Raw genomic sequence first — 23,164 nt, 5'->3', positions numbered from 1 at the left:
TTTAAAAGTAAAATTACTTGTGCAATCTATACACTCTACAAACAAGGCATTGAAAGAACAAACGTACAACAAAGTTATAGGAGTTTTACATACTTTAGCAGACACAAATATAACTATAGAAGCAAAATAAGTACACTATATTTTTTTTGTATAAACATAATTGTAAAAATTGCCTGTATTTGACGTTAAATAAAGGATAAAATTTTATTGAAACTCCTTTATTCAATTACTTTTTTGTAATATTAAATTCTATTTATAAATTTAACTTTTATAATTTTTGCCATCTACTAATAAGCTTACAAAAATGAATCTAATAAAATTCATAAAAATAGACGAAAACTCACGGGTTCCAAAATATCAACAAATTATAGATTCTATAATTAATAACATCTCTGTGGGTAATTTAACAATGGATCAAAAGATTCCGTCTATTAATATGTTTAGCGAAGAGTTTTACCTATCTAGAGACACCGTAGAAAAAGCTTACAGTATTTTAAAGAAAAGAAATATTATAACCTCTATACGTGGTAAAGGTTACTATATTTCTAGAACTAAATTAATCTCTAAAGTCAATATTTTATTTTTAATTAATAAATTGAGTTCTTATAAATTGAGAACTTACAACCATTTTATTGATGCTATTGGAGGTAATTCTCATACCGATTTACATATTTATCATTGCGACGAATCTTTGTTTCTAAACCTTCTTGATAAAAATAAATCGGCATATGATTATTTTGTAATTATGCCGCACTTTAAAACAGATGATTTAAAGCATATAAGCTTAACAGATGACGTTATTAAGTCCCTAAAAAAAATACCTAAAGATAAACTAGTAATACTTGATAACATAAAACCCAATATAAATGGAAATCTAGTAGAAGTATACCAAGATTTTGAAAATGATATATATTTTGCTTTAAAGGAAGCCTTACCTAAAATAAAAAAATATAAAAAGATAATGCTAATCTACCCCGAAACGGCAGTTTATCCTTACCCTAGGCGAATCTTACACGGATTTAGGAAATTTTGTGTTGAACATAAACTTGATTTTGAAATTCTAGAAAAGGTTTATGATGATATGATTTTAAAAAAAGGAGATTTATTTATTACTATTGAAGAAGCCGATTTAGTAAACCTTGTTAAGCAAGTAAGGGAGGACGAATATAAATTAGGCACCGACATTGGTATTATATCGTATAATGATACGCCATTAAAAGAGCTTTTAGGTATTACGGTAATATCTACAGATTTTAAAGTAATGGGAGAAACGGCAGCAAACATGATTTTAAATAAACAGAAGGGAAAAGTAAAAGTACCTTTTAATTTTATTGATAGAGATTCTTTATAAAACGGATTAATTACAAATTACTTAAAAATAAAAGATACTCGACTACAAATTAAATTCTTTATAAGCCGAATTATTTTCATTCATATTTATAATTTCATCTTTATAAATTAATTTTTTACCTTCTCCAACATAAATGTTTTGCAATATCTCTTTTTCATTTAATGTAATTACCGCAAAAGTGCCTTTAAAATAGATATCTAGTTCTTTATCTTGAAAAACAGAATCCTTCGATTGCGTAATAACGTATTGAATAAGTTTATTTGAAGGCGTAGTACTCTCAATTTTTAAACCTTTATATACACCTGCTTGCTCAATTTTTTCAACCGATGAAATTGTTGGTGTTTCTGTTTGGCTATACGCTTCATAAACCACCACAAAAGGGTTATCCCAAGCAGCACCTCTATTGCGAATTACCAATGTAGGCGTTGGTAATGTATCGTAAGGCTTTGGGGCTTCAAAAGTATGCGGCGCTTTTACTTGTGTGTATTCTCGGTTTTCAAATCCTGGAATGTGCAATTGCATATATATTGAACCGGCGTGCAATTGTTCAACATTAAAAGTTGCCTTAACAGCCTCGTTATAAGGCCTCGATGTTTTTACATCCTTAAAAAAGTGCCATCCAGGATTTCTATATGTTCCTCTATCCCATTTAGCATTAGCACTTTGGTTGTATTTTTCTGGTGTACTTTTAAAAGCCATATTACTGTTTTCAAATGCCAAAGTATCCCCAATATTATGATATAAATAATCATGAAACTGGTTTGGTAATTTAGACTTTGAACGAAAAACATCTACATAATATCCTGTGGTTGGTGAAGTTCTAATTAATGCAAGTGTACGTTCTTGTGTGGCTTCTGCTTTCATACCACCATTATCCTCAAAAGTTGTTTGGCTAAACGAATGGTATGGAGAAACGCCCTTTGTTCCCACTTGAGGTTCCATGGAAACAACTTCAACGGTATTAATACCTAAATTACTCCAGCCACCTTCACCTTGCGAGCTGCCATTTACTATTACTGTGTTATGCGCCGCAAATATTCTTGAATAGTTTTCATGAATATCTTTGGCATATTTGCCTCTACCATTATCGACACCCAATACTTGACCTTCTCCATACAACTCAATATTCATACCTTCTGCATGCCCATGTACCATGTGGGCTCCACCAACAAAACACATGAGTCCGTCTTCCTGCTTATTTGTACTACTTGGGTTTCTTTGCATTACTATACCTGCATGATATACGCGATCTGTTCTAGGTAACTGGAAGTCATTAGGGTTTCCTTCAATTTCAGAACTGAGCCAAAAAACAGACTCCATATCACTTCTTTTGTAACTACCGTTTTCTAAAACACGATTTAAAATAGGCCCCATTTTATCTATAATTTCTGTAGAACCATCCATTTTAGCTAAAGCATAGGCATGATCGATAGCCTCGTAAGGTGCTTTACCATTTCGGTGGCCATCTCCCCACCTTACCAGCTCGTTATTAGGATACACAAAATAGTCTAATCTGGGTAAAGCATGTAAGATATTAGGATATTCTTGAGATAGTTTTAAAGATGGATTATACCTATTTACCACTAGCATAAGTTTTGTTAAAATGGCTGTAGAATGGTTTAGGTACTGCGATGTTTCTGGCCAAATATCGCCTTTTTCTTTATAGTTGTTAGCCATTACATTAAGCGCATCTTGGCTTTTGGTATTTTCAGTTAGAAAATAAGATAGTAATTTTTCTCGCTCCATTTTGTCGTCCATGGCAAGCGCGTTATACACCAAACTTGGTGCTTCTAACACAGAATGATTGGAACCTGTATGCCCATAGTTAATAGTTATATCTGCGTAAGTTCTAAATACATTTTGAGCTTCATTAAAAGGAAAGTTAACTTTATTACCCTTTATAATATCTAAACATTTACCACCGGTTTGAATATATGGATATACAAAATCGTAAATTAAAGGTAACTTATAGCCTATAACACGTACTTCTCTAAAACCATCATAAGGAAATAACCAACCACCTCTACTATGCCAATTAGATAGTTCTGCCTTTTGCACAGATTTTATAAAACTATATAAAATACTACTAGCTACAAAGGCGTATTTTTCGTCTTGTGTAACATAGTAAATCATGCTACAATCTAAGGCTACTTGCAGGTTTTCAATTAAAAGTTCGGCAGGCTTCCATTCTTCATCTGTAGCATTATCTAAATTTTTATGAACGCCATTTTCTATATGGTCTGTTTTATAAAATGGTGGGAACTGATTATTTTGAACTTCAGCCCAATTAAATGGTAATTGTTTAACGTAACTCACTGGATTTTTATAAAACAAATCGACTTCGTAATCTGTTTTTTTTAATAACTTATTATAAATATCTTGAGCCCAAGCCTGGGTTTTTATTTTTTGAAGTATTTGTGGGCGTTCACTTGACTTTACTAATATAAAAGGACGTTTGGCGTCTTGAGCATATACTTTAAACCCTACTAATACGAAAAGAAATATTATACTATTTTTAACTTTCATTTTTCTTTTTAAGCTATTATTGCTTTGTAATTTTAATACAGTACTTAATACAAAACGAGACTAGTTACTACCGACTAAACCATTATGTGTTATATAGGTTTTGCTATATTTCAAAATTGCTTATCATTACCTTGGCATTAGTAAAATGTGCAGTTTCAAAGGGATCTCGCTTTAAATCTAGCAGCTATTTATCAATACTAAATACATTATAACCCATGTATGTTAAACCATTTTTATCAACGACCACCTTTTCCTATTTCAACTTTCTACTCCTAGTGTTTCTCGACATGGTATATGTTTACCTTCAAAAAGTGGTTTTAAGCTTTTTCCACGCGAATCGTCAACGCCGTTTATATTAGCATAATCGCATACTGCAGGAAGCAAATCCATAACGTTTAAAACTACACTTGTTGTATTGATTTCACCTTCGGAAATATGTCCTTTTACATAGCCATAAATGGAATATTTACAGACTCTTCATACAATGTTGATTTGTACAATCTATGACTTGTGCTCATTTTACTATAGTCGCTTGAACAAATTACAAGCGTATTTTCTTCTTGCTCAATTTTTTATGGTATCTAATAATACTTAAACGTCTATTTGTAACTTGTTGCTAGTTCAATCTTCTTTTTAAGGTCACTTTGCATGTTTTTCAATACACTTTTATTCTCAAGATCCGCTACAATATTCTTATTTTCTTGAGGGTCTTGCTTAATATCAAATAACATTTCTTCTCCGTTTTCATATAAAGAATACGTAAATTTTTCAGTTACTATAGCATCGGCCTTTTTAAAACGCGCATAAACGCTTTCCCTAAACGACTGTTCAGGGTTATCGAGTACAGATGCAAAACTCTCGCCCATAATATAATCGGGTGCATCTAAATTAGCTAAATCACAAAGCGTAGGGTATATATCAACGCTCTCTATTAAAGCTTTAGTCTGCTGCCCTTTGGCTTTCCCTGGAACTTTTACAATTAAAGGTACTTGTAATGCATTGTGTAAGGTATTATGTTTACCCCAAAACTCGTGCTCTCCCAAATGCCAGCCATGGTCTCCCCACAATACAACAACGGTGTTTTCTGCCAAACCAAGGTTTTCAAGTTCGCTAAGCACCTCGCCCACCAACTGATCTACATAACTTACGCATGCATAATATCCATGACGCATCATTTTATGAAACTCTTCCGTACCAGGCTCGTATTCTCCAAAATTATAGGTTTTAAACTCTCCACTTCCACGCAAAGAACTAGGCGCATTTTCAGGTAAATAACGGTTATTTGCTATTGCTATAGAATCTCTATCATACAAATCCCAGTACTTTTTAGGGGCATAGAAGGGCATGTGAGGACGGAAAAATCCACAAGCCATAAAGAACGATTCTCCCGTTTCTTTAAAACGTCGTAAATCTTTAATAGTTTTTTGTGCTATTTTATAATCAGGATACACGCGCTCACTAACTTCAGGCGCTTCGTACACACGACCATTTCCCGATTTCATAATTACTTTTTTAGTCTCAGGATCGTAACTTACAGCGTGTCCACCTTCTGGCATCCATGGGTTTTCACTCCAACTGGACTCCTGAGCATCTTTGTTGTAGTGAAAAATCTTTCCGTTAGAAATACTAGTATAACCAGCATCTTTAAAAACACTTGGCAGTGTTTTGGCATTTGGCACATCTTCCTGTGCTTTTGCTCTAAAATCTACAAAGCGTGTTTTTGTAGGCAAAATACTTGTTAATAAACTAGCTCTGGAAGCACCACAAACAGGTACATTACAATAGGCCCGATTAAAAACAAGAGCTTCTTTTGCAAATTGATCTATGTTTGGCGATTTTACCTGTGGTGCACCATAGACGCCTAATTCGGTTCTTAAATCATCAATAGCAATAAACAAAACGTTCATTGGTTTTTGTGCTTGCGTTTCCGCTGTTTTATTTTTTTCATTTTTACATGACGTAAAAAGAAAAGTTAAACCTAATACAAATGTGACGTACTTATTCATTATAATATTTGTTTTTACCAATGTTCAATAATTGTTACATCGTTTACTGTAAGTGTGTTTTTAATTGAATCTGGGATTTTTCGTCTGGGCGTATCTTGATCTAGTTTAAACCCTTTGTTTCCTTTTGGGGTAATGATAGGCATATTCCCGATAGTTTCATCTAAAATATCTTCTTGAGATTTCATCCAACTGAATAAATCTTGTTTTAGTTTTGCTTTAACCGATTGCAATTCTGGGTTTTGAGCTAAATTGTTTTGCTCAAATGGGTCATTTTGCAAATCGTACAATTCTTCTAAAGGCTCATTTTTATGTGCGTTTGCTCCTCTTTTAATAAAGTAGTCTACATTAGCTTTTCCCGTTAAATTTTGATTAACAACCTCTATTGAATTAAAATTTCTGATGTATTTATAGCGCATATCGCGAATCATTCGAGAGGGAAACACTTCAGAATTTAAAATATTCTGATTGGTTCTAACACCATATACATACTTGTTTATTTCCACATCTTGACCTTGTAATAGCGGTAAAAAGCTATTGCCATCCATACTGCTTGGAGATTTCCCTTCTGCAATGGCCATAAAAGTTGGTAATACATCGGTATAATGAATGAGTTGATTGGAAATAGATCCTGGCTTAATTACTTTTGGCCAGCGTGCTACAAATGGTACTTTTAAACCTATATCTTTAACCGTAAATTTTCCTGAAACCCCATGATCTGCGCTGTAAATAAATAAAGTATTATCATCTAGATACGTATCAACTAAATCTAAAACCTTTTCTATTTGTGTGTTATCTTCTTCGATGCTTCTGTAGTAACCTGCCTTAGCTTTTACATAAGCTTTATCGTTTTTTTTGTGTTCATTGAAAGGATAAAACTTAATATCATCGGTATTTGGGTTTTCAACATCAAAATACTTCCCATGCGGGTATTTTGAGGTTATAAACATACAAAATGGCTTTTTGGATGTTTTAAAATATGCCTCAATACTATCTAACGGGATATAATCTCTAGGCACATCCTTTTTAGGAACGGGTTCCCATTCTCTATCCCATTGGTAAACACCTTCTGGTTTTACATGGCTTTTACCAGCTAAAACAACTTGGTATCCCAAATTTTTCATTTGAGTAGTTACACTTTTTATATCTGGTCTTGTGGCTGTATGATTTGCAAAACAACCATTCTTTAAAGGGTATTTACCTGTAAAAAGTTGAGAGCGACTTGGAGCACAAATGGCTTGAGCCGTAAAAGCATTATTAAACAACATGCCTTCTTTTGCTAAACGGTTTACTGCCGCCGTATTTACCTTTTCGTTTCCGTAACACCCATAATCGTATACATCTTGATCGTCGGCTAGATAGAAAATTAAATTGGGTTTTGAATTGGTTTGTGTACTACCCTTAACTATCGTTAAATCCTTTTGTTGTCTACTTATATCCTTATTACCTAAACACGATATTAAAGCTAAAACCGAAAACCCCAATACAGATAGTACCAGTTTTTTTTTATTCATTTCTTTTGTTATTAATTTTTGTATTTATTGATGCCATCTTTTAAAGGATACGGTACTATTTCTTGATGTTTTGTCCAAGTTCCGGTTGGGGCATTGTTTTTTATGAGCCATTCTCGCAACTTATTATTCATTATTAAAGCTACATCAAGTATCTCTTGATTTGGACTTCCACTTAAAAGATTAGTAGTTTCGCTTATGTCATTATTAATATTATAAAGCTCATAAGATTCGTCTTCGTAACGATAAAATAATTTATAATGTTGATTGTTAGAATGCCTGTAATGAATAACTGATTGAGGCATATTACGCACATCCATATAGCCTGGAAAATGCCAAAACAGCTCATTTTTATCATCAAGAGCGTCGGTTTCTTCTTTTAAAACAGGCATTACCGATTTACCATTTACCTCATGTATTTTAGGGTTTGGTAATTTAGCTCCTGCGATTTCTGCAAGTGTAGGGTAAAAATCGATTGCATGAACTTCTTGAGTTTTATTTACTGTATTTGGATGTATTACTCCTGGATATCTAAAGATTAAAGGGACACGAATACCACCCTCATAAAAGGTTCCTTTTCTTAAACGTAATGGTCTATTATCTGTAGGCCCCATGAAACCACCATTATCCGAGTAAAAAATGACCAAGGTATTTTTGGCAATTCCGTCTTTTGTATCACCATCACCATTTGGATCTTCTAGCGCATTTAGTATACGTCCTACTGTTTGATCTAAAAGTTCTACAAAAGCAGCGTAATCCGCTCGATTATGCCTTGGATCCTGAGGTATTTTAGATGTGTATTTAGCCTCTAAATCTGGACGCGGAAGTATGCTAACGTGGACAGCATGAAAAGGAATATATGCAAAAAACGGAGCGTCTTTTATTGATCTATCCTTTATGTAATCTATAACCGCATCTCCCAATGCATCGGTTAGGTGTTTGGGAGTGCCTTCCAATTGCCAAGGATCATTTCCGTTCTTTAGAGGTTCTAATACATTGTGTATATATGCTGAATCGTAGGGTTGTGCATAAGGTTTTAGCAGGTCGTGATTAAAAACCCAACCTTTATTATCATCGTTCTGTGCGAAAAACTCATGTTTTACTTTCACACCATTTACAGTAGCATTTGTTTCTTTTCGAAGTGCTAAGTTATAATCAACACCTAAATATGTAGATGCATGTTCCTCGGTTTTAATTGCATGAAGCTTTCCAAACCATGCGGTGTGATACCCAACGCTTTTTAAGGTTTTAAACATCGAGATACAATCTTCTTTCAAATAATTATTTTGAGTATGAGGCTTAATAGCTGTTATAACTCCTTTTGATGCTCTTTTTAGACTACCTACATTATACACACCATTTTGATTACCTGTAGCATATTGCCCAGTAATAAGCGACGCACGTGTAGGTTGACAATTTTGTTGGGCGTAGGCATAAGCAAATGACTTCCCTTGATCTGCCAATTTATCTATATTAGGAGTTTCATAATACTTGGAGCCATTGCCCAAACTTGTATTAGGTGAACTTAAATCTGTCCAACCTAAATCATCTGCCATAATAAAAATGATATTAGGTTTTTGGCTTGATTCTTTTTTTACTTGAGAGCAAGCCACCAAAGGCGAAGCTAACAAGCTGAATATTGCTATTTTTATAACTAAGTTCATACTAAGTTCCATTTTATTATTTTCCTGTTTTTTTTAAATAATCTTACTTATCTGCTCCAATAACTTTAACAGGTTTAACGCTTTCTCCGTTTACACGCTTCTTTTGATCCACAAAATAGGGTTGAAACGTGTAATTTGACTCGGCGTCCCACTTCGCATTTGTTTTAGGTAACAAAGCTTTTAATTCTTCAATCTTATTTTTAAACGTTGGGTTATAAGCTTTATTATGCCATTCATTAGGGTCGCTATTATGGTCATAAAACTCTTCATTTCCATCTTCGTAGCGAATATATCTATAGCCATCTGCTTTTATTGCATGGTTATTCATACCAAAGGTTGTTATAGCTCTTGCCGCTTCCAATCCTTCATCATTTTGCATCATGGCCACTAAACTATTCCCTTCATTTCTAGCATAAGCTGGCAATCCACTTAATTCTAGTAGTGTGGGATAAATAGATAACATCTCGACCGGAGCTTCAATTTTCTTGCCTTTTGGTACATTAGGTCCCGCAAACATTAAAGGTGCTTTGGTTGCCGTTTCCCATAAGGCATGTTTTGCAAAGGTGCCTTTTTCGCCTAAACGGTACCCATGGTCTGACCATAATACAATAATAGTATTATCTGCATATTTACTATCCTCGAAAGCATCCAGTACCCGGCCTAATTCATAGTCTACATAACTCATACAGGCTAAATAGGCTTGTACTATCTTTTTCCATTCGCCACTTTCCTTTGCCCATTCTGTAGATGGCATCATAGGCAAATCATTTATTTGCAAGCCTACAGGTGGTATATCGTTTAAATCGTCTGCTAAATATGGTGGTGTTTCAATGCTTTCCAAAGGATGTAAATCAAACCATTTTTGCGGTACATACAAAGGCACATGCACACGTAAAAAACCAAGTCCGAGAAAGAATGGTTTATCGTATTCTCTTTGCAACCGTTCTATAGTCCAATTTACAGATTGATGGTCTGGCATTAAAGTATCATGTTCTGGAAATGCACCCCAGTCTGTACTGGTTCTGCCGTGCGTTCCTTTAATGCCTTTTCCAAAACCATCCCAAACAAAACGCTTTTCAGGATAGGGACCAAAACCTTTAACACGACCTCCAGATTCAATAAATACACTATCTGGTGCATGAATATGGAACAGTTTCCCGATACCCATGGTATGATAGCCGTTATCCCGAAAATATTCTGGTAAAAATGTAATGTCTTTGGTTGCTGGATTGCCTGGTCTTCGGATTTTGTTATCTGGAGTCATGCCATAAATTCCAGTTGTAGAAGGACGCAATCCCGACATGATGGATGCTCTAGATGGTCCACACAAAGGTGCTTGAACATGGGCGTTTGTAAACGTAACTCCCATGGCTGCTAACCTATCAAAATTAGGCGTTTTCGCATTGGAAAATCCATCAATAGGAGATATCCAATTGTTTAAATCATCAACCGCAATGAATAAAACATTTGGCTTCGACACTTCATCTTTAACGACTTTCTTTTTTTCATTACTACATGAAAAGATGAATGTGAAAACTAGTACTAATAACAAAAATGTTTTTTTCATAATACGTACTTTTTATTCAGCTCTAAAACTAGCAATTTGTTGTTTTAATTTTTCAACTATTTCAGGATTGTCTTTTGCTATATTATTTTTTTCAAAAGGGTCTTTATTAATATTAAACAATTGAATATTTTCTTCAGCCTTTCTAACAGCATCTGGAACTATTACTTTATACGGCGGTGCAATAGCAATATTGTAAAACATGCTTGACTCTATTGTATCAAAATCGTGCGCATATATTTCTCCGAAAATAACTTCGCGATTGTTTAATTCCGTTTCATTTAAAACACTTATACCAGGTAAGTTTTTAGGCTTATTAATATCTAATATATCTAAAACGGTTGGCACCATATCAATACTACTTACCACGGTTGTAGTATCTTTTTTAGGTTTTATTTGTCCTGCCCATTTATACATAATTGGTGTGCGCATACCCAAATCGTAAGGGGAGCGTTTTGATATTTTATCGTAACTAGAATCGTTTAAGTTTTGTAACCAACCATTATCGCACACATAAACAAATACTGTATTATCAGTTAACCCTCTTTCTTCAATGGCATCAAAAAGTTCACCGCAGGTTTCATCAAACCATTCACACATGGCCCAATATTTAGCCACATGTTCCGTTGGCGCTTTTGGAAGATACTTATCTAGTAAACGTTGTGGCGGATTGTGCGGGGCATGTGGTAAAAATGGTGCATACCACAAAAAGAATGGTTTCTTCTGTTTTACAGCAACATCTATATAACTGTTTAACGTATCCATGCCTTTTCGTCCAATTTCTAATCCGTAATCACCATGACGACCGCCTCGGTTTGGATTGCCATGTGTCATCCCATAATCAAAACCACCATTTGTATGGTTTCCTATCCACCATTTGCCGGTTTGAAATGACAAATACCCTTTAGCTTTTAACATATCTGGCAACGTATTTAAGCCTTTAAAATTTTCGATAACAGGCTCATAATTTTTAGCGCGCCATTCCTTTTTGTTTTCTCTTGTGTTACCAGGAAGCACTCTGTCATTCCCTAAAACGCCATGATTTTTTGGATATACTCCTGTAATTATAGTTGCTAAAGAAGGCGAGCATAAGGATGTTGGCACATAGCCTCTAGTAAAGGTTAAACTCTCTGAAGCAAATTTATCTAAACGTGGTGTTTCAATTTGTTCATGCCCCATAAACCCATAGTCTGTCCAAGCTTGATCGTCGGAAAGTATGAAAACGATATTTGGTGGTGTTTGTACATCATCTGACACTTCATTTTTAATCGTCTCACTTTTAGTCTTATTACCGCAAGACAAAAGAGAACCTATCATAAAAAAAATAAGAAATAGTGGGTTAATTGTTTTCATTTTATGCGAATTAAATAATTATTTTATTCAATTGAAATTTTAAAGTTTTCACTATTTTTTTCAACATTATTCCAATTAATGAATAATGATACCGAGCCTTCTTGTGGTTCTTTGATAAACGTTGGTTGCGCGTCTGGTCCAAACTCGGTAGGTTTTTTCCATTTGGAACCAATTGCTGAAATGGTATTAAAAAAATAAAACCCTGCTTTATCAGGATATTTCCATGATGCAAATTTTGCGTTTTCACCATTTACAGGGTTCAGTACTCCTAAAATAACATCGCTATTATTTTGAAACCCTATTGAAACGTTATCTTCTAGATAAAACACAGCCCATTTCCAAGGTGCAAAATAGCCTTCGAACTCAGGTTGATTATAAACTTCTCCTGGTATGTTAATTAATTTATCCACTCCATACACATCATACAAACCGCCTTCCATTCGATTTTTCCAAATTCTTGCAGGCCCCTCACCTAGCCACCTTTTACTTTTTACTGCATCTGCGTTTACGCTCATACCTATTCCTGCATATTCGTAAATGCCCTCTTGTGGGGAAAATTTATAGTCTAGTTTTATTTCTCCCGATGGTTTTATAGTCCACTTTATAGCATCAAAACCATAACAATTGTGGCTTTCTACAACAAAATTTTCACTTTCTTTTTTTACTAAAGCCTTAACTTCAAGTTGATTTTTTTCTTCTACTTTCAACGAATCAGCCTGTTTTACATCAATAAAAGGAAAGTTTGTAATACTCGTTTGCTTTCCTTTTACTGCTACTTTTTTTAACACGGCGCTATGCGCATCAAATAGTATAGTAGTTGTACCCAAATAAAAAAGGAACGGATTATTTTCATCCTGTTTTACTTTATTTCTTTTTGACGTTTGAAAGAAAATCGATTCTTTTTCTAGCATTAACCGCTTTTCATAAACCAATAGCCCTTTATTGTCTCTTACTTCAATAACCAATGCGTCGAATTTAGGTTTGTTTTGTGGTAAATCTATCCTTATCTGTCCTGTATGATTAGGAAATATATTGGGTGTATTAACTTTACCTGAGACGATGGTTCTATATCCTGATGCCGATGTATTTGGTGTTTCAAAAGCTATGAGTTTCCATCGAAATTCACATTCCTTTAAATTGACAAAATCGAACTTATTTTTAATGGTTAATTCGCCATTAAAATTTGACGTAATTTTATCTTCTTCTATGCTAACTGGCGACCATATTTCTCTAACCGCATAAAAACTTCCGTCTTTTTCTGAATTTGGACCAACAATACCATCTGGTGCATTATTTCCTTGATGAAACGGTTTATTGTTCATATCTGTTCGCCTTAAACCTTCATCAAAAAGTGCCCAAATCATCAATCCACCACCAACTTTTGATGCTTCGATGGCGTCCCAAAAAGTTTTTAGGTTGGCACCGCCGCCGCCATCATATAGCGCATGCAAGGCTTCATTGGGTAAAACAATATGGTTTTCTTCAAATAAACGTTGCTTTAATAAATTGTAACCTGGATAAAAATTAGTTTTTACAATGTCAAAATCTGGAGCATACCCCTTATAAATATCACCAGTTTTGGTTTCGTTTTTTAAAGGACGCCGTTTTTGGATATCCCATTTAAAAAAATCTTCATCAAACTTAGGATTATGTGCTAAGTGATTTCCATTACTCCATAGTATAACCGATGGATGATTTACATCTCTTACCACTAATTCTTTTACGATTTTGCTCCCAATTTCATCTGGAAGTGCATGTCTCCAGCCTGGTAACTCATCCATTGCCATTAAGCCCAAAGAATCACATAAATCTAGAAACTCTGCATCTGGTGGGTAGTGACAAATACGCACCGTATTAAAGTTCATGTCTTGCATGAGTTTTATATTATCAAGCATATCTTGTTTGGCTAATGTGCGCCCCGTTTCTGGTCTAAAACTATGCATGTTTGCTCCTTTTAATAAAACTCGCTTGCCATTTAAGTAAAAACCATCGTGATCTCGAACTTCAAAGGTTCTAAAACCAAATTTTTGTCTATACGTATGTAATATTTTCTTTTTTTGTTTTAAAGTAACCTCAACACTATATAAGTTTGGGTACTCATGAGACCATAATGCAATATCTTTTAAAGTGGCTTCTAAATGACCTTTATTTTTTAAAACTTTTCCAGAAAATGATTTCCCTACTTTTTGATTATTGCTATCGTAAATTTGTGCTGTTAATGATACATTTTCTTTAGAAGCATCTGTAAACACATCCATTATAAAGTCACCATTCATTTGAGCATCAATAGCAACACGCTTTATATAATTTGTGGGTAACTCTTCAATATAAACAGGTCTAAAAATGCCTCCAAACAACCAATAATCGGCAATACGTTCGGCTTTTACAACTTGTGGATGCGTCGCTGGTTTCAATACCTCAACTTCTAAAATATTGTTTCCCGTTTTTAAAAAATTTGTAATTTCATATTTAAACTCTGTAAAACCACCAATGTGAGTCTCTCCAACTTGTTTACCATTTAAGGTAACAGTAGTTTCTGTCATAGCGCCTTGAAACACTATAAAATAACGTTTATCTGATTTTAAATTGAATTTAAAATTATGACGATAAAACCCAATTTCAGGTTTTGTTTTATAATCCTTATGATCTTTACCATAGGTGTAATAGCCAAATCCTTTGGTTTCCCAGTTTGATGGTACAGGAATGGTAGTCCAATAGCCACTATTGCGTCCTTGAGACATTTTAAATTCCCAGTCAACAGCAGTATCGGCATAGGTACCGGATAAGTAGGTTTTTGTTTGTGCAATTAAACTACTAAAAAAGAAAAAATTTATTAGAATAAAATAACAGGTATACTTACTAGTTTTCATTTTAAATCTTGTTTTTAGTGCTTCAAATTATAAGCGTTAATTCTCATAAGTGCACAATAGACTAGATAGTTTTAATATGGCATTGGCACCCCATAGTTACTAGATTCTAAAATGCATCTACCTACTCCTTGTTTCTAATCCTTTAGAATTTTAGCTTCATCTATATCACGCTTAATAGGTCCATTATCCCCCAACAAATACATTGTTCTATAATCTGATCCAGATATTTTTTCGCCTACAATAATTCTAGCATCTGGGTGTGGATTATCAATAAGAGAAGATATTACGAATGAGGCATTTTTTCTACTCAGAAAAACAGTTCCCTTTTTAAAGGATGCTCCGCCATTAAAGCTATCCCATCTACTAATTTCTCCAACACCTTCATTGGTTACACTTTCTAGATATATACTGACTTCATTAGAGGACTTAACTTCTAAATCACCATTACCTCTGGGAAGGTCTTTATTTTCGCTTTTTAGCCACATTTTCCCATCCCATCTAAAATGTTGTATACGTTTTGGTCCACTTCTATTTTCTCCTATATCTGGACCTACCAATACGCAGACTTGTGGGTTTCCGTTTGGATCTACATCTGCTATCCCTTGAAATGTCCAATCTTCAGCTATTTCCCTAACCAAGGTATGTTCGTCTGCCATTTCTTTGGTTAAAGGTATTTCTAACCGTTCGTTTTTAACATTTTTCCACACTCCTGTTTTGGTACTAAACACCATATAATACAAGTTATGTCGCTCTGGTATGTGACCTCGAGCATCTTGAGCATTTTTACTATCTCTACAGATATGGTAATCGAACGCCACAATAATGTCATCTCCATTACCCTTACTCACCCAAGGATACCAAGAATCTTCGGCTTCAATACTTTGCAAGCGTTTATGTTTTAAAAATGAAACAGGTGCGTCGAAAGTAATTCCATTGTCTATAGATTTTTGATACACCCAGTCGCTCCTATGTGCACCATGTCTATAAAATAAATAGATATTACCATTATCCATTTTTACAAACTGACTATAGGTTCCGAATACCGAAATATTATCTAGTGTTTGCCATGAAGAAATATCTAGCGGCTTCTTAGAAACCACATGTAAGTTTTTACCATAATGATGATTTCCTAGCGGATTTTTACCATCTGCTGGAGCTCCTCCATGCCCACCATAAGCAATGTGAATATACCCTGCATCATCAATAAGAATTGCAGGCTTACCATGGTTATCTATTTTCTTCTTCCGGTTTGGGTCTTTACCCATTTCACTTATTCCTGCTTTAAATGGCCCTTGCCATTCTTTAGTTTTATGGCTATATGAAGCAACATAAGGGTCTTCTAGCGTTCCTTGATACGCAACATAAGTAATGCCTTTGTGATACACACCAGATGGATGTTGTACAATGGCAACGGCATTACCAAAACCGTTGTCGGCAAAATAATCTACCATATGATTTTCCTCTATAGATGCTTTGGCTTCTTTAGTTTTTGATGCACATCCTAAAAAGCAAAAAGAAATGAATAGTATTTTGAAACAAAGTTTATTTAGTATCATCTTAAAGTTTTACTTTTTTATAAAATTGAATCTTTACAGGCCCTAAAAGACCAGACATTTTTAATTTATCAACTTTACTCCAATGTTTCCACGAAGAGAATGTTTGCCTTTTGGAATCTCGAGATTCTGGATTTGATAACCAAACAGGAAGCGCTTTGGTTTTATTACCTCTACGCTCGTAATCTAAAGGCTCTTTTTCATCGCCAATTAAACGATTCACCCATAAATTCGTGATTTTTAGTGTTATTGTATTACGGCCTTTTTTCACATAATCACCAATAGCAACTCTAAAAGGCGCTTTCCATAGTGTGCTTACTTTTTTATCATTTATAAAAACTTCGGCTACAATAGCTACACTTCCCAAATCGAGTTCAAAAGCATATTCTTTAGACAACTGTTTTTTAGATAAAGTAAATTCTTTTTCATAAATGGCAGTTCCTGAAAAATGTTGAATGTCTTCTTCTTTTGCTTCTGACCAAGATGTTAAGGTCTTGTATTTCTTTTTGATTGAAGCACCATTTTTTAAAGGAAATGTTACTTCCCAATTTTCAGATAGTTCTATTGGCTGTGGAACTGTTACTTTTATTTGATTTGATTTCCCTGATGCTTTTGTATACGATAAACTTCCGGAAAAAGGAGTTTTCCAAATGGTATAGCCTTTAACTTTATAAATTTCTGATGAAGGTACAGACCTATTTAAATTTAAAAATTCGCCTTCTGGAATTATACTTGTTCTTAAATTCCCATCGGTTTCAAACGTGATTTTTAGAAAATTAATAGCGTTTTTTAATACTTTACCATTTACGAAATCATCTGAAATTTTGATATTCAAGTTTCCAGAAGCCACTTGTTTTTCGATGCTTTCGGTAACATCAAAAGCTTCAAAGTTTTTAGGCACACCTTTAGTTTCTGCTTTAAATTTACCAAAAACCGCAGAAATTATTTTAAGAGGTTGATTGCCTGCATCAATAGTAACAAACTCTCTTTCTTCGGCGTGAATATGTTCTACTTTATCATCAATTTGATATGCCATTCGAAACTCTTTTACATAACCCATTGCAGGATCGCAATCGCAAAAAGCTCTTGACATCTGAAAATTTAGTTTTCCATCATGTACTTGGGCTGCTACCTTATCAGTAATATCTACCAAGCCTTCTTGTAGAAAATTACCGTATTCTGCTTTTATTATTTTTAGGTTAGATAATGATGTTGGTGTTGGTTTTTCTAATTTTATATCCGCTTCAACAATATGATTTTTATCTACTGAATTTTCTTTAAACACTACAAAAACAGCTTGTTCACTATCTAAAGCAATAGGAATACTTATTGTTCCATCATCATTATTTTTCCAGACTGCTAATTTTTTAATGTCTCCTGTTTCAGCATTCCAAATTTCAGGTAATTTGTTAGCCACTTTAAAACGCCCTGTAAATGCTACTTTTTCCTTTTTTGCATTGGCAACAAAATAGATATCGGCGTCTTTTGTTCTTCTGTGTATAAAACCAACGTCTTCCTTATTGGCTTCAATAATAGAAAAATCTGGGGTTATATGCGCGTTACTTAAGAACTCATCAATGGAAATAGCTTTTATTAAACCTTTGTCCCAAAGTGCATGGGCAGTTGTTCTTATATAAACATCACTTTCTAGGTAATTGCTTAAACTTGGCGAACGCTTTGGCTTGTTACCAATAATTTTTGCACCGTTTTTAACTAGTGCATCTATTATTTTTAGTGTTTTAGGCGTTATCCAATCGCTTTCTGGTAAGGTTAGTACTTCGTAGGCTACTCCAAATTTTGTAACAATTTTACCGTTTTCTACGGATAATTCTCCGAGTTTATTAGCACCTATTAAATCATAGTCGTAACCAGATTTCTTTAATTCTGGTAATAAAAAAGCCGTGTTTGGAGAAGAATCGCCAGTAAATACCAATACGTCTGCCACATTTGTACCTTGTTGTAATAAATATTGGGATTTGGCAATATAATCTAAATACGATTTGCTTTGTGTCCACCAGGTATTCAAACGGTTAAAATCGAAACCGTGATAACTTAGCGCCATTCCTGGGCCAACATCCCAAGGTTGATGCACATAAGTATGAAATATAAAACGAGTAATACCTTCTGCCCAAGCTTTATCGCCAATAGATTTTATGGTTGCAGGGTGTTTATCCCAACCGCCAATGCCAGTAAAGGATTCTGCGCCAACAATACTACTTCCATTTAAATGCGCAATTGAAGATACAAATTTTGAAGAATCAAAAAACGGATAACCACCACTCCAAAACTCGCACATTACAATATCGCCTTTGGCACCAACCTGCATATTATCAAAAGGTCCCCAATAGGGTTCTACAGAAAATTTAAGTTTGTTTTTATGGCACAATTTGGCAAAATGCCCATAGTAGTTCTCGGCGATTAAATCGCCAATGGTTCTTCTAAAATCCCATTGAAAACGTTCGGTAATTTCGCCACTTTGTACATAATAACCTGCTAAAGTTGGTAAATACGGTGTTAAATCGTATCCTCTTAATTTTTTAAATTGATGCTCAAAACCTGTAGTCCAATTTTGCGAACCTACCTCGTAACTATCAATTAAACAATTATTTACAGTTTCTCCGACTAAATCTCCTAGCTTATTCAAAATGGGTTGTACGCCTTTACTCCAATACTCATCTAAGGCAGCTGTAGACATTTTATCTACTTCCAAACCGTGACCACCATCAACAGCTGGTCTGTTTTTTGAACCATTCGGTGTATGCCCAATTCGTAAAATAACCCATTCACCTTTTGGAATGTCCCAATCTAAAACACCATTTTCAGAAAACTTAGACGTAATATTTATAATACTTTCTTTCTTTACTATGGCTGCTTTTGGAATTTCTTTGGTATCTGGCAATAAATGATTTCTGATTCTATCTGATAATATTTTATAATCTAATCCATCAATTTTTATAGCTTTTTCAGGTTTTGGAAATGCTAATACAGCAATGTCGTTATAGTACCTGAATTTAGTTTCTGGCTTTGGAAGTTCGCCTTTAAATTTTTGTTCTCCATTAACAACAATCTCGCTAAAAACTACGGTTTGCATTGCGTTTTCTTCTGTAACCCAAGGTCCTCCACTAGACGACCAACCCGCACTATTATGAAATGCTAATTCTAAATCCAACCGTTTTGCTTCAGAAGCTGCAAAATGAAATAAATCTAACCATTCTTCACTTAAATAGGTTATTCCGCCTTTTGGAAAACCCAAGTGCACATTAAACAACTGCGCTTCTTGAATGCCCACTTGTTTCATGGCTTCTAAATCTTTTGTAATTCCAGATTTAGAAACGTTTCCGCTAATCCAATGCCACCAAGTTCTGGCTTTGGCTTGGTTTGGTGGATTATAGAATCCCAATTCAAGTTTATCGAAAACATTAGTATTTGGAGTAACTTCATTTTGTGCTATCACTTCTAAAAAGGACACACAAAGAAGGTATATTAAAATAATAACCTTTTTCATAATACATTTTGAATAAAAACCATTTAATTAAAATCATTATTAAAACTAAACAACAAAACGTTTAACTCTAATAAAACCGCTTTAGGTATACCAACCTTATTTCAACTACAAATCAATCAATAAACAACTCGTCAATATAAGGACCGCTTTCTCCAGTTGTTTCAAGCTTAATACTATTAGCTCCTGATTTAAAATAGACTTTAGCATTTACAAATTTCCAATTTTGCACCCAACCACCTGTAGGGACAAATTCAAAAGTTTTAATGTATATATCGTTTACAAAGAGTTTCATTGGATAGGTTTTACCAGCATCATTATGCATATATCTAAATCTAATGGCATACTCTTTTCCTGCACCATCATTTTCCTTATAAAACGTAACGGCTCCTTCTTTACCATCAAATTTGACAAAACCTGAGCCTTTAAAGTGATGAGCGTCTTCACTTGCTTTTGCTTCTCCTGTAAGTATACCCTCTTCGGCAGCAATGTTTATTCCTCTACCAATCCACATATCTTTAGAGTGCTCGTTACCCCAAAATAAACCTTTGTTTTTACCAAAGGTTTCTTCCATATTTAAAACAACTTTACCATTTAGTTTAACTACAGCTTTTACTAGAGTACCATCGGTAACTTGAAAAGCGCCATTGTAAACTTTCCCGTTGGTTTCTGGATTTTCGCCATTGGTAGTATAAAGAATTTCTAAATCATTAAAATTTGAAGTTCCAAAAACTTGAATTTGTTTAGTTTCTATTGTTATTTTATTTGAAGTATATAATGCCTTATCACCTAAAATTGAAGCGGTTGTTATTGATGCTTTTTCTGCGTTAGGTAATGCTCTTAAAAACAATCTAGACTTACCAAAAAATAAGGTTCTAAAATCAGATTTTGTTCTACTGGTAGGGTCAATGGGATTTCCATTTTCCATTGAAATTTTCTTAACATCGCCTTGAATATTATAATAAACCTTATTTTCTCCGTAAGGATATAAATTATGATTTTCATCTAATGATTCTGAAGTGATGATATAACTTGCAGTAAAAGAATCCTCGGCATCTAATTTTTGAATACTTGTTTTTAATTTTGAAGGTTGCTTACTGGTTGAAAAAGAGGTGCGCTTTACTTCTTTACCATCAATGTATGCTACGGCTTCTAATTTACCCTCTTGGTAAGGCACCATCCACTCGCATTGCATTTCGTTCCAAACAGTTCCTGGTTTATCCTTACCTAAAGATTTTCCGTTTAAAAACAGTTCTACTTCCTCGGCATTAGAATATACCCAAACCGGAATTACCGTTCCTTTTCCCATTCTTGGATGCGTCCAATGCGGAAGTATGTGAATCATGGTTTCTTTGGTCCACTGGCTTTGATAGAAGTAAAATAAATCCTTTTTAAACCCTGCTACATCTAAAGCGCCTCCCATAAATAAATTAAAAGGTAAACCTCCGTGAGCTAAACCAGCCTCACCGTAATAATCGAAACCTGTCCATCGAAAATGACCACTATGCCATGGGTTATCTCGTGCTACTTCCCAATACTTTCTAGCCGAAACTCTTACAGTTGCATTATCGTAAGACGAATTGAAGCTTTGCTTTCTGTTTTTCCAATTTTTAGGATTAATCCCTTCGTAAAAGAAAATTTCTTTTTCGGTTAAATTTGGTAGCTCGTAAGTTCCTGGTAATTCATTATCTCTCCACCAAGTTTGTGTTCTATAATAGCCTCGTGTTTGCCATGTATGTGGTGCTTCGGTAGAAATAAATGGTTTATTTAAAATTTTACTTTCTATAAATGATTTTGTTTCGGAACCTCCGTTTACACCTTCAATATCCATATCTTCTGTATTTCCAGCTCCTGATGTAAATAATCGAGTTGAATCTAGACTTTTCCCGTATTTCACCAATTCTGGCGCAATATCGTCATGAGTTTCGTTTCCTAAACTCCAAACAAAAATACTAGGATGATTACGGTCTCGAGTAATCCATTCTTTTACATCGCGTTGCCACCAATCGCTAAAAGCCTGTTTACCATAGTCTTGTGGTGCTTTTTTGTGCCAACCATCAAAAATTTCATCCATGACTAACAAACCTATTTCATCACATATATCATAGAACATAGGTGGTGTAGGATTGTGCGATGGACGAATAGCATTAATGCCCATATCTTTTAACGATTGTAATTTCCAACGTAATAACGGTTTCGTCCATGCGCCTCCAACAGGTCCACCTTCCCAGTGCTCGCAAACTCCTTTTAACTTTATATTTTCGCCGTTTAACCAAAACCCTGTTTCAGTTTTCCATGCTACGGTTTTAAAGCCAAATGTTGTTTCTACCTCATCAATTACTTGTTTTCCTTTTAAAATTCGGGTAATAGCCTTATATAAAGTTGGTGTTTCCGGACTCCATAATTGTGGATTTTCAATTTCAAAATGATAAGATGGATTTTTAACTTTTAATTTGTTTGAGATAGTAGCCAATTCGTTTCCTTCTGGATAAAACAATTTCACTTCATATATTAGATTCTTTAAATCGCCATTAATTTCTGCATCGATAGAAACTGTTGCTTTACCTTCTTCAATTGAAGGCGTTTTTATAAAGATACTATTAGGTTTAAAATGTGTAGTATTAACCTCTACTAATTTTACTGGTGCATAAATTCCACAAGGATGATACCAACGTGCCGAAGGTTCTAAGCTATTATCTACTCTTACAACAATGGTATTTTCACCTTGTTTTAAATATTTGGAAATATCGTAACGAAAACTGATATAACCATAAGGTCGTTTGCCTAAATAATTGCCATTTATCCAAACTTCGCTATTCATGTAAACCCCATCAAAATTAATATATGTTATTTTTGAAAGACTTTCTTTTTTTACGTTAAAAACTTTTCTGTACCAACCTATACCACCATCATGATATCCACCACCTTGACCTTGATCTCCACCAGCACGGACACCTTTTTCGAAAGACCAATCGTGAGGAATGTTTAATGATTGCCAAGAGGAAGCATCATAAATTTCTGCAGAAAAGGCTGGATTATCTTCTAAAATAAAACGCCAATTGTTGTTGAAATTTATTTCGGTACGTTGAGAAAAACATTGCCAATTAAAAACCACTAAGGTAAAAATGATAAAGACCTTATTTTTAAAGCTAACTTTCATACTGTTTTAATTATTTGTTTAAAATATATACCAAATACTAAACTTTAAAAGAGCTTACTATATCTTATCATGCATAAGCGTTTTTCCTTTATTTTATAGTACCAAAA

12 protein-coding genes are annotated in these 23,164 nt (G+C 34.2%); 1 reads left to right on the top strand and 11 read right to left on the bottom strand.

Annotation, left to right across the window (positions count from 1 at the left end; genetic code table 11):
• Positions 1 to 304 precede the first annotated feature (304 nt).
• Positions 305 to 1,351, top strand: a complete 1,047-nt coding sequence (locus tag BMY96_RS12250) for a GntR family transcriptional regulator (RefSeq protein WP_092852581.1) — start codon at positions 305 to 307, stop codon at positions 1,349 to 1,351.
• Between the two features lie 42 nt (positions 1,352 to 1,393).
• On the opposite strand, the gene BMY96_RS12245 is transcribed toward BMY96_RS12250, so the two are convergent.
• The 11 genes from BMY96_RS12245 to BMY96_RS12200 form a co-directional block, all read right to left on the bottom strand.
• Entirely contained in the window at positions 1,394 to 3,877 is a 2,484-nt protein-coding gene (locus BMY96_RS12245; RefSeq protein ID WP_092852579.1) for an endo-acting ulvan lysase-like protein, read from the bottom strand.
• 258 nt (positions 3,878 to 4,135) lie between these two features.
• The gene (locus tag BMY96_RS16165) at positions 4,136 to 4,267 is read right to left on the bottom strand and encodes a hypothetical protein (RefSeq protein ID WP_262481147.1); all 132 of its coding nucleotides are present in this window, start codon (positions 4,265 to 4,267) and stop codon (positions 4,136 to 4,138) included.
• Between the two features lie 209 nt (positions 4,268 to 4,476).
• Positions 4,477 to 5,883, bottom strand: coding sequence for a sulfatase (locus BMY96_RS12240; protein ID WP_139205254.1), 1,407 nt, complete (start codon positions 5,881 to 5,883; stop codon positions 4,477 to 4,479).
• A gap of 14 nt (positions 5,884 to 5,897) precedes the next feature.
• Entirely contained in the window at positions 5,898 to 7,394 is a 1,497-nt protein-coding gene (locus BMY96_RS12235) for a sulfatase family protein (protein WP_092852574.1), read from the bottom strand.
• Between the two features lie 11 nt (positions 7,395 to 7,405).
• Positions 7,406 to 9,055, bottom strand: coding sequence for a sulfatase (locus BMY96_RS12230; protein ID WP_092852749.1), 1,650 nt, complete (start codon positions 9,053 to 9,055; stop codon positions 7,406 to 7,408).
• A gap of 43 nt (positions 9,056 to 9,098) precedes the next feature.
• A complete protein-coding gene (locus BMY96_RS12225) occupies positions 9,099 to 10,622 on the bottom strand; it encodes a sulfatase (protein ID WP_092852572.1) in 1,524 nt (507 codons plus the stop codon).
• 12 nt (positions 10,623 to 10,634) lie between these two features.
• Positions 10,635 to 11,972, bottom strand: a complete 1,338-nt coding sequence (locus tag BMY96_RS12220) for a sulfatase-like hydrolase/transferase (RefSeq protein WP_092852570.1) — start codon at positions 11,970 to 11,972, stop codon at positions 10,635 to 10,637.
• Positions 11,973 to 11,995: 23 nt separating this feature from the next.
• On the bottom strand, positions 11,996 to 14,842 hold the full coding sequence (locus tag BMY96_RS12215; protein ID WP_092852568.1) for a glycoside hydrolase family 2 protein: 2,847 nt from the start codon (positions 14,840 to 14,842) through the stop codon (positions 11,996 to 11,998).
• Between the two features lie 134 nt (positions 14,843 to 14,976).
• A complete protein-coding gene (locus BMY96_RS12210) occupies positions 14,977 to 16,398 on the bottom strand; it encodes a BNR-4 repeat-containing protein (RefSeq protein ID WP_092852566.1) in 1,422 nt (473 codons plus the stop codon).
• Between the two features lies 1 nt (position 16,399).
• Positions 16,400 to 19,900 carry a glycosyl hydrolase gene (locus tag BMY96_RS12205; protein ID WP_092852564.1) on the bottom strand — a complete coding sequence of 1,167 codons (3,501 nt, stop codon included), beginning with the start codon at positions 19,898 to 19,900 and terminating at the stop codon, positions 16,400 to 16,402.
• Between the two features lie 112 nt (positions 19,901 to 20,012).
• Complete coding sequence (locus BMY96_RS12200; protein ID WP_092852562.1) at positions 20,013 to 23,057, bottom strand: glycoside hydrolase family 2 TIM barrel-domain containing protein; 3,045 nt, start codon at positions 23,055 to 23,057, stop codon at positions 20,013 to 20,015.
• Positions 23,058 to 23,164 lie beyond the last annotated feature (107 nt).

The sequence above is a fragment of the Algibacter pectinivorans genome (assembly GCF_900112595.1).
GTDB classification, from domain to species: domain Bacteria; phylum Bacteroidota; class Bacteroidia; order Flavobacteriales; family Flavobacteriaceae; genus Algibacter_B; species Algibacter_B pectinivorans.
This window is presented reverse-complemented; position numbering and strand designations above follow the sequence as displayed.